The 10,409-nt window shown below is 44.5% G+C and carries 5 protein-coding genes; all 5 read right to left on the bottom strand.

Annotated features, from left to right (window positions below):
* Window positions 1-3: 3 nt before the first annotated feature.
* The 5 genes from BM043_RS03010 to BM043_RS02990 all read right to left on the bottom strand — a co-directional run bounded on the left by BM043_RS03010 (window position 4) and on the right by BM043_RS02990 (window position 9,843).
* The gene (locus BM043_RS03010; protein WP_177188414.1) at window positions 4-3,387 is read right to left on the bottom strand and encodes an ATP-binding protein; all 3,384 of its coding nucleotides are present in this window, start codon (window positions 3,385-3,387) and stop codon (window positions 4-6) included.
* A 137-nt stretch (window positions 3,388-3,524) separates the two neighbouring features.
* Window positions 3,525-5,162 (bottom strand): sensor histidine kinase, encoded by a 1,638-nt coding sequence (locus BM043_RS03005; protein WP_092788783.1) that lies wholly within the window; start codon window positions 5,160-5,162, stop codon window positions 3,525-3,527.
* A gap of 82 nt (window positions 5,163-5,244) precedes the next feature.
* Window positions 5,245-6,384 (bottom strand): FIST signal transduction protein, encoded by a 1,140-nt coding sequence (locus tag BM043_RS03000; RefSeq protein WP_092788782.1) that lies wholly within the window; start codon window positions 6,382-6,384, stop codon window positions 5,245-5,247.
* 23 nt (window positions 6,385-6,407) lie between these two features.
* Window positions 6,408-8,066 (bottom strand): flavin monoamine oxidase family protein, encoded by a 1,659-nt coding sequence (locus BM043_RS02995; protein WP_177188413.1) that lies wholly within the window; start codon window positions 8,064-8,066, stop codon window positions 6,408-6,410.
* Between the two features lie 28 nt (window positions 8,067-8,094).
* Window positions 8,095-9,843 (bottom strand): thiamine pyrophosphate-binding protein, encoded by a 1,749-nt coding sequence (locus tag BM043_RS02990; RefSeq protein WP_092788780.1) that lies wholly within the window; start codon window positions 9,841-9,843, stop codon window positions 8,095-8,097.
* Window positions 9,844-10,409 lie beyond the last annotated feature (566 nt).

Genomic DNA, 10,409 nt, shown 5'->3' with positions numbered 1-10,409 from the left:
ATCCTAGTTTTCTATGGGTAAAAAAACAATCATCTCGGTGCCTTCACCTTCTTGACTTTTGACCCGCAGATCACCACCGTGTGCTTTGATGATATCATAGCTGAGACTAAGTCCGAGTCCTGTTCCCGAACCTGTGGGTTTGGTGGTGAAGAAAGGTTGGAATATTTTATCTATTAAGGACTTTGGGATGCCGCTACCATTGTCTTCCACAGAGATTTCTATTCCTCCATTTCCTCCAAGATCGACTAGTCTCGTGCTAACTTTGACTTTTGGTTTATAGCTTTCTCCTCCTTCGGAATCTGTTTCGATATTTAAGGAGGTTTGGAGGGTAGAATTGGTTTTCTCATTTACTGCACTTCGACTACGCTCAGCACTGGCACTTCGACTACGCTCAGCACTGGCACTTCGACTACGCTCAGCACAGGCGTAAAATGCATTGTTGATCAAGTTGAGCAAGACTCGTCCAATGTCTTGAGAGACTACCTTGACACGGGGGATATTGGGATCCAGCTCGGTCTCAAAATCAGCTGAAAAACTTTTATCCTTCGCTCTAAGTCCATGATAACTCAGGCGGAGAAATTCATCGGCCATGGCATTGAGGTTGGTGAGCTTTTTCTCCGAAGAGCCACCACGGCTATGCTCCAGCATGCCTTTGACGATGGAGTCTGCCCGCTTCCCGTGGTGTTTGATTTTGCTGAGATTTTCTTTGAGGTTTTTGCCGATTGTTCTGGCTTCGTCGAGATTACCACTTTCGAGTTCCTCATTCATCTCATCGATTAGCTCTTCACTGACTTCGGAAAAGTTATTGACAAAATTCAACGGGTTCTGGATTTCATGGGCAATACCTGCTGTCAGTTCACCAAGGGAAGCCATTTTTTCGGAGTGAATTAATTGCGTCTGGGTGGATTTGAGCTCTTCGTATGCTTTTTCGATTTCTTTGGCATGGGCCAGTTCCTGCTGCCGATTTTTCTCCTTTTCGCGAGCTAAGATTCTGATCGTTTGAATTTTGACCAAGGCATAAACCAGCAAGGCAAATCCTAGAAAATACAGGACAAAGGCCCACCAAGTGGCATACCAAGGGGGAAGAATGGTAAATTGATAGGAGATTTCATCCGATGGGGTATTAAACGTATTTTTTGCCTTGACCTTGAAGGTATAGCTGCCGTAAGGAAGGTTGGTAAATTCACGGGTAATGATGTCTTCCCATTCTGTCCATTCCTCGTCGTAGCCTTCTAAGAAAGTCTGATAAAGGATTTTATTTTCACGCACAAAAAATGGGGCGACATAGTCAAAGGAAATCTGATTGCCTTTGAAGGGAATTTCAGGTCTACTTTCATTTAGGTCTTTGGACAGCGGTAGCCTTTTCTCCCCGGAAGAAACTGATCTGAAATATAATGGAACGGGATGGTCAACATTATACTCTTTGGTGGGATCTAGTCTCATCAACCCTTCGTCAGTCCCGATCCAAATCACTCCACTGGGTTCGGTATATCCCGAAGTGACCCCACTCGCGGTGATCAGATTGACAGGATAGGATTTTAATTGGTAACTCCCGTCAGGCTGCTTTTTGGCGTATCTTTTTTCACCTTTGAAATCCAAATAGACATTGCCTGTCTCTCCGATTCCTAGCCCGTAGGTGTCAAGGTTAATATCGGCGACTTCATCCGAAAAGCTGAAAACTGGATCCCGCTCAAATTCATTGACACTGGTATTGAAGAAATAAAATCCATCAATACCCGAAGTATATACTTTCCCATCAATGGGGCCCTCAGCTAAACCTGAAAGACCTCGGATCCCATCATTTTCGCCAAATTCTTCCACTCTGGCATTGGGTACATCAAGATTGCCAGAGGCAGTTTTGGGGAAAATAATCCGATATAGAATCCCCGCTTGCGTCCCGCCCCATAGCTCACCTTCTTCGTTTTCTGCCATAGAATATACTGAGCGTGGCACTCCAGAAATCGGCCCGATATCTTCATATTGGTATTGGCCATTACTATTGAGCTCTCTTTTGAATACCTCAATACCATAATTTCCGCTGAGGAATACATAGCCCTCGTGGCTCTTGGAAATCACTACTCTTAGGCTCTGAAAATTATCGGTTTCGGGAATCAATTTTGCTTCGGAACCCTTGATTTCAGATAATCCTACACCCGTACTCAATACGCTATAAGTGTCTTCTACCAGGTCAAAAACTTGGGTATTGGGGATTCCTTCCACTTTTTTGATGATGCCGTCACTTTTATCAAGGTAAAGTACGGTGGTAGAAGTGCCGATGTACAGATTATTTTCAAAAGCAGAAAGAGAAAGCGCATTGCCGATTTCGTAGGTGTCAGAATCGAATCGGGTCAAGGGGGAGAAAATTTCGATTTTGGACAGCCCGCTGTTGGTGCCGACCCATAGGTTTTCAGTATTATCGAGGTGAAAGGCATAGACGCTTTGATCCGGGATAGAATTTTTGGTGTTGAAATTTGCTTTGATTTTACCCTCCCGATCGATAATAAAAAATCCATTTCCTAAAACACTCAGCGCATAGGTACTGTCGGGCAGGGCAAGGGCTTTGTACAAACTTCTTCCCTGAAGCAGGTCATCTATTTCAGTCTGAAAGGGCTCGAAATTTTTACCATCAAAATGAAAGAGTCCACCAGCAAATGCTCCAACAAGAAATTCCCCTTTTTCTCGATAGGGGAGCAGCACTTGAACTCGGTCTTCTCCTAGAAATTCACTCCCCGGAATCAGCTGAAGATTTTCCTCTATCTCTTGGAATAGACCAAGGTTCATTTGATGGGCATAGTAGCTGTCATCCAAGCTAAAAGCATACATAAACTCGGTATCAGGCTTCCAGATTTTGAGGCTTCCAGACTGATCATCGGTGGCTGGAGTGTAAATGAAAATAGCCTCCCGTGCCTGAAAATAAATTTTCCCTTTGCTCTCACGGATGGACCAGATATCATTGAAAATAAAATCTGCAGGAAATCCTTGCAAAAGGGATTGTTCGATGGTCTTTCCAGTCGAATCCGTGGTCACTATCCCAAAGTCTCCCAACGAACCATAATAAAAGGTGCCATCTGAGGCCAATAAAGTAGATCGGACGTTGGTGTTAAATTCGGTACTGGGAGAGTTGAGAAGCTCCCAGTTTTTTCCATCAAATTTTTGCAGGCCTGTGGAGGTGCCCACAAATAAAAATCCGTCTTTATTTTGATTGACATTCCAGATTTGCTGTCCAGCTATTCCCAATTCCCCAACCACATAATTGGTGTAGCTGGGAACTCCTTTGGAGGAGTTGATTTGGGCTTGTGATTGGAAACCGAACTGACTCAGAAAAAGTATGAAGAGGAAAAAGCCGAGTAGGTTCGAATTAATGTAGGGAGGAATTGAAGCTTTCATTTTTTCAGGATTTGGATTGGGAGGCATCTACCTAAGTTTTATTTAAATATTTAGTTTATTAAATAGAATAGATGGATGCTTATGGGAATTGTGCCTTAAGTCATGTGTAAAGTTCGGTTCTGGTTTATAATCGTTGTTTAGTTGGTTGGTATTGAAATGATAAAGTTGGTACCGTTTCCTTCTTTGGATCTGATTTTGATTTGGCCCCCATGCGCCTTTACGATGTCATGGGTAATACTGAGCCCCAGTCCGGTTCCATCGGTTCCTTTTTTGGTCGTGAAAAAAGGCTGAAGAATTTTGTCCTTGATCTCCTCGGGGATACCGGGACCATTGTCAGTGATTTCAAGATGGATGTACTTTTGGTGAAATCTGGTGCGAACGATCAGTTGAGGTTTGTATCCATTTGGACCGGGCTTAGCTTTGGATTGTAATTTGGCTCGCATGGCATCAAAAGCATTATTGCAGAGATTGATGATCACCCGTGAAAAATCCTCTTTGATAAGTTTGATCTCCGGTAGATTTGGGTCCAAGTCCAATTGCAGATCGAGTTCGATGGGATGCTTTCCCGCTCGCATGCCATGAAAAGCCAGTTTGGTAAATTCACTTAGCATCTCATTCAGATCCGTGGGTAGCATTTCTCCCGATCCGCCTCTCGAATGCTGTAGCATAGAAGTGACGATTTCATTGGCCCGGGAACCGTGTTTATGGATTTTTTTCAGGTTGGAATCGATGCTTTCCAGCATGTCTGCGATATCGTCGAAGAGTTCGGAATCCTGTGTCCCCGCCCGGGAAAGTTTGGCTGAGGCGAGTTCCTCTTTAATTTCACTGACCATTTCCATGCTCAGTTCCGAGAAATTATTGACAAAATTCAGCGGGTTTTTGATCTCATGTGCGATGCCCGCAGTGAGTTGACCCAAGGAGGCCAGTTTTTCCTGTTGGATCAGTTGGTCTTGGGTAACCCGGAGATTTTTCAGCGCGATTTCGACATTTTTTTTTGCTACCTCCAGCTTGGTAAAATCCTCATATCGGTCATAGGCTACTGAAAAATTATCCGCGAGGGATTGGCCCAGCTCTAGGCTTTCGGGAGATAGTTTTTCGTCATTTCCGATATAGAGCATTCCCTGCTTGAAGGGAATAAAATGCAGCTCTAAGTTGACCGGAGTGCCTCCAGCCTGATATTCTTCAACCGATTTGATCAATCCCTTTTTTGCCAAGGTTCTTACCCATTGGTTAAAATCTTCTTCTTTCCAATTTTCGGTGTGAATCTGTTGTTTTTGCCATGAGTCATAGACCTGCTTGGTCAGCTTGGTGTCCCGGTAGGGAATATGGAGGACCGCTATGGATTCTCGCTGAGGAGTATTGAGAAAAACGTGCATGATCTTTCGCTCCTCGTCCATGATAAAAACCCCGCATCGAATAAAGGGAACATTCATATTGGTCAGCTCCGCCCAAATCAACGGAGAGATTTCCTGAAGATCTTCCGCTTTTCGCATGGAGGCGATTTCGGCGCGGATTCGCTCCAGTGAGGCCTGCCGTGAAGAAATTAAGGCAAGCTTTTCTACGGCTTGCCTTTTATTGTCCAGTTCCTCGATGGTTTCTTCCAAAAGAATAGAAGTAGTTCGCCTCATTTTTTCGGAGCGATCGAGCTTAAATTCGACGATACTGAAATCCCTTTCCAGCGCTTTAGACGCCCGACTGATTTGACTTTTCTCCTCTTCGGAAAACTTATCCGAATTTGATATTAAATCCAGAATCAACTGAATATTAGTGTTCATAAGTACAGTTTAGAAGAAAAAAAGGAAAAATAGTATTTTACTGAATATGAACAGGTTACTTTTCCTTTTTTACCATAGAATTTTACTTTTCGGAAAGCACTACCAATGAGCAAGTATTATTGTGAAATTCATGTTTTCCTTTGGTGGCTTTTCCCATTTCGCCGTAGCTGAAGAATCCTGCCATCGGGGCTCCCCAGACATTTTTTACACTGTCGATTTCATCACTGACCATTGGGCCTAGCGAAAGATGGCGTGCCTTGCAAGAAAACATGATTAATGCCTCCGCATTGCTTAATTCATTTTCTTTAAGGGATTCACATTCCTCGATTACCTTTTCGATGACATTGTAATCAGGTGCCATGGAAAAACGGATTTTGGAGCCTTGTGGGACACTGCCCGCACAGACCAAGGATCGATCGGTTTTATTGGCAAATAATGGTGCCCGGATGACCGGTTCTGAACCTTCGCGCTGGATCTGCATCGGAAATTCGGAACCTACATTGACGATGACTTCTTTCCATTCGTCGATATTTTTATTGATTCCCATGTATTTGATGACGACATCCAGAGCCGGTTCATCATCGATGGTGTAGACGACATTTCCCTCACTCTTGGTAATGGTTCTCACAGTGCCCACCGGCTGCCAGCCACTCGTGGCTAGTCCTGCGAGCTGTACCTTGTCCTCATCCAAAATCAGCGCTACCAAACCGGTGATTTCGTATTTTCCATTGCTAAAGACATAGGTGCCCGTCATGGTAAAATCATCGCCTGCCATACCACCAAAAATGGTGACCTCCGGACCTACGGCTTTTTCTATTCCTCTGATGATCATTTCTCCATCGGTGCTGATCCCGCCCGAGGCAATGATAAAAGCGGGATTTTTGAAGGTGTCTAAGCCGGTTTTGCCGATTTTTTCTGCAATATCTTGTGTATGCTCCTCACCAGTCTCAAAGGAGACACACTTGAAGTGCTCCTTTTTGATGTCCAAAAGCATGATGACCACGGACTCATCTCCGATCTCACCGTCTATGAATTCTCCTGCCGTAGTAGCTCCGAAAATCGCAATATCCTTTTGCTCCAAAAGCTGACAAATCGCGACCCGATCCTGTGTGATGGATAGAAATACGATAGCCAAAGTAGGTGTAAACCCGTCTTCTAATGCGGTTTCAAAAGCTTTTTTGATCTCCGCCGTTGAGTTTCCTTTGATAGTTTTTGCTTTCATGATAGTTGATAAATGGGTTCATTTTAGATTGATGTGGCAAATGAGTCTGATGCAAAAGCCGTTATTCCAAATCCTTTGACCATGACATAATCGCTCATGATCAAAGCTCCCTCCACCCAGCCTTGCTCTGGCGACCAGGATTCATTGCAGGCGTAGAGGTTTTCTGCCGGAAAAGTGATCTTGGGATAGACCTCTGCGAGATCATCGACATTCAATTTGTACTGATGGTAGCCATAGTCGTAAGGTTCCTGACCCCAAATCCGATAAGTGCACAATACCGGCATGGGGATATCAGCATTCTCATCGAGACCAAAAACCAGTTTGATCTGACGCATGATTTCATTGACCAAGGCTTTGGAGCAGGGTGCTGTTCCCTGAGGATTTGTCGGGAACTCAGCCGTTTGGTACATCGCTCCCACATTTTGCATTTCTTTCCAGAAATTGCCCCGGATGTAGTCAGTGTATTGGGTTAGTGCTGCCGGACCATTATAGTTTTTGTCTGCATTAGGGTCTGCGGGATACTGGGAAAAGCTATAGACCGAACCTAGGGGAAGATCGGTGAAATTGGGGCCGTTGGTCAGATTGATAGCAGGATTTTGATGCCACCAGCGCTCTTTGAAATAGAGCCCGACTTTGGTTAGTTCCATATTTTGCACACTATTGACCGCAGCCATAAATTCCGGATTGGAGGAAAGAATCGGGGATGTTTTGGTCAAGGCCTTCATGGGCTTTTTGGGGATCGCCAAAATGACTTTTTGTGCTGTGTAGGTTTGATTGCCTTGAAGGGTAAATCCCGTTTCCGTTTTGGTCAGGGAGGTGATGGCTTCATTTAAAATGATCGTTCCGCCTGCCTTTTTGATGGAAGCCGCCAGTGCATTGGGGAGAGACTGAAACCCCTTTTCAAGGGTTTGAAACTGAGCGGTTTTCGGGTCAGGGAAATCAAAGAGAATCTGTAGCCCTTCTCCCGCATTGATAAAGTCCTGAAATGGTCCCATAAAACCCACTACGTGGCTAAGCATTTCGATGCATTCCTCAGTCAGTCCATAGCCACGAAGGATACTCCAAAAACCCCATTGATTGATCGGAATGGGGTTTCCTTCGAAGTCTTTGTAAATGCACTTATTGCGGAAGTGGGCCCATTTGGCAGGAGAGTTGGGGAGTTCGATATTGTTTTGTTTAAGAATATCCTCCATGACGTTTTCGAGTATGTCTGAAGGGTTTTTGCCCTGTTCGGCGCTAGCCAGGTTGAATAGGGTAGACCAAATAGCATTATTCCCTTCCTTCACATCGGCTTGGGTGAAGGATTTTCCTCTGACATAGTAGCGGTTATTATCATCTCCCATCACAAAATCCACCGTATGGAGTTGGGCTTCAGGATTTTTTTCATTTTCGGCATTGAGGGCGTCGATCAGGCCCCATAGATGCTCCATTCCGCTTCCTCGGGGAACAAAGCGCATTCCCCCTTCCTCGTCGTGTACGGTTTGGGTTTTTCCTTGATTATCGACAATATCTACGAATGTAGTTTCGAGTCTTCCTCCGACCTGTCCCATTTTCTCCACGACAGTTACTTGGATGCCCGGTTTATTTTTCAAAAGTCGCCATGCGGCAAAAAGACCGCTCATTCCACCTCCCACGATTAGTACGTCGGAATTATTTATTGATTGATTTGAATTAGATTTCATTTTAAAAAGGATTATTTGATGAATAAAATTATGGGTTGACGAATCGGGACCAGGCTGATGGATAGTCTCGCTCATCCAGATTGATACTGACTAGGTAGGTGGAGTTGGGATCATTATCGATCATCAACAAGCTACTCTGAAGGTCTCCGACAGTATTCACTACTGCGCTTTTGGCCGTGGGAGCATTGTTGGAAAACCCTTTCATCAAGCTCACATAATCCCATTCTTGCAGGACATTGGCAGCTTCAAACGGCTCGGTTGAACCAGCTGTATATGGGCCTGGGTCCAAAAGCATTTGCTCGACTCCATAGACTTTATTGTTGAGTACAAAGACTACGGCATTTCTCCCTTCTTGCACCATGGTAGAGACTGCCTGGCAGGTGAGTTTGAATGCTCCATCACCCACGATCACAAAAGTTCGTAGATCATCTCGGAAGGAAGCTCCCAGTCCGGCAGGAACACTCCAGCCGATCGATGCCCAGATGTTTTGTGCCAAAAATCCGTTCTGTCGGTTAATCTTCAGCGAAGAGGAACCACCGAAGGAGGAAAGACCAATGTCGGCTACAATCAAGTGATCGGTAGTGATATGCTGATCGAGTACAGCAAAGAAGGAATCATAAGAAATGGCTGTGCTCGGTGCAGGAGGAGTAGGCGGAGTAGGCGGAGTGGGTTGCTGCCATGAGGATTTGCAACCGTTTTTTTGAATAAGGGCCATGACTGCATCGATCACCTGCTCTAGAGGAACTTGCACATAGAGATTTTCCCCATCCTTGACCATATCTCGCGAAGCAAAAACAGGTGAAATATTTCCGATCTCTGTACTTTTCGAGCCAAAGGTGTTTAAGTCTGTATTCCATACACCCAAGCCGACGATAGCCGTAGCTTGTTCGAGGAATTTATGGGTATAGTCAGTGGTAAAGACTGCGTCATACATCCCAAGAAACCAGGGATTATCTTCTGAAATGACCGCTTTTCCCAAAAATGAACTCACAAAAGGAGCTCCGACTGCCTCTTGAAGGGCGGTGAATTTTGCCTGAAGATTTTTGGTCCCGATCTCTTTGCCCACCCAGAGGATGGGATAGCCGGAACTCAATTGGGAATAAACTGCCTGAGCTGCTCCATCGATCGCAGTTACGATTTGGTGGGCATATTTATTTGGCGGGTTGGTAGCATTCATGCTTTTGAGTACCTCCAGCGATTCATAAAGAGGAACAGGAGAAAGCGTCCCTTGAGGTTCGGCGCAAGGCATATAATAGCAATCTTCCATGATTTCGATGGCCACGGGTTTGCTTTGGCTGATGCAGGCAATAATCGCAGCATCAATCTGGGCAGGTGCAGTGATGGGATTGGATATCCGCTCAAAGGCTACCGTTACCGGAGAATAGACCGTTCGGTTGGTGTCTTCGGTGCTGACATTATGGTGGTAGAGTTCGCCTGCATTGATCTCGTCCATCAGCTTGGTATTACTGAGGGTTCCGATGATCGCTACGACGGGGATGTTTTCGACAAAGGAACCTCCGATTGCATTGAGCAGACTGAATGATCCTACGCCCGTGGTCACAGCCACTGCACCCAGCCCATTGGCTCGAGCATAGCCGTCGGCAGCATATCCGGCATTGAGTTCGTTACAATTTCCAATCCGTTTGAGGGAGGTTTGCGTATCAATGATTTCCAAAAAATCACTGGTGTAGTCTCCAGGAACAGAAAATAAATGAGCGACTCCGAGCTGCTGAAGCCTAGTGGCCAGGTATTTCCCGACCGAGATTTGATTTGTCATAATAAATTGAGTAAAAAGGAAAATAGTATGTAAAAGGAGATGAGGTAAACTGTACCTCTTTTGAGAATGACACTCATCTTGAAAAGAAATCCCCTTTTGGGAAATCTATCGAAGTCTTGGTTTAGGACAAATCCTCCTCTGCCTCAGTGAAAAACAGTCCAAGTTGGGTAAAATCCGAATAGTTGGTTTTATGTACAAAAATCTGCATTACCAAAATACAAAAAACGATTTGAAATCAAATATTTATTCAATTGATTTTTATAGTTTTATGATGTTCTATAGGATTTCTAGCTTAAAATAGTTCAATTTTTCACCATGTTCCAGGAGTTCATTTAGGGATAAGGAAGGTTCCAAAACCAGTTTTCTATTTTAAACATCCGGCTGGTTTTTTATCCTGATACCAAAGAGCTACGATAAAAATAAGCCAGGTTAATATTCGGCTTCTTAGATTTTTGTATGAAACTGCACTCTAACTTTCCCAACGAGTACTAAAATTTCCCCAAAGGAAAAAAATGAGTAGAGGCCATCTCCATAAACCGGGATGGCCTTTACGTGTTGATAAGATA

Origin of the sequence: Algoriphagus hitonicola, assembly GCF_900113375.1 — a bacterium.
Lineage (GTDB): Bacteria > Bacteroidota > Bacteroidia > Cytophagales > Cyclobacteriaceae > Algoriphagus > Algoriphagus hitonicola.
The sequence above is the reverse complement of the archived record's forward strand: the minus strand, read 5'-3'. Positions and strand labels throughout refer to the sequence as shown.

What these genes read in the sequence shown, in the direction of transcription:
- BM043_RS03010 (WP_177188414.1), bottom strand. Translation starts at nt 3,387, where the DNA reads ATGAAAGCTTCAATTCCTCCCTACATTAATTCGAACCTACTCGGCTTT.
- BM043_RS03005 (WP_092788783.1), bottom strand. Translation starts at nt 5,162, where the DNA reads ATGAACACTAATATTCAGTTGATTCTGGATTTAATATCAAATTCGGAT.
- BM043_RS02990 (WP_092788780.1), bottom strand. Translation starts at nt 9,843, where the DNA reads ATGACAAATCAAATCTCGGTCGGGAAATACCTGGCCACTAGGCTTCAG.
- BM043_RS02995 (WP_177188413.1), bottom strand. Translation starts at nt 8,066, where the DNA reads ATGAAATCTAATTCAAATCAATCAATAAATAATTCCGACGTACTAATC.
- BM043_RS03000 (WP_092788782.1), bottom strand. Translation starts at nt 6,384, where the DNA reads ATGAAAGCAAAAACTATCAAAGGAAACTCAACGGCGGAGATCAAAAAA.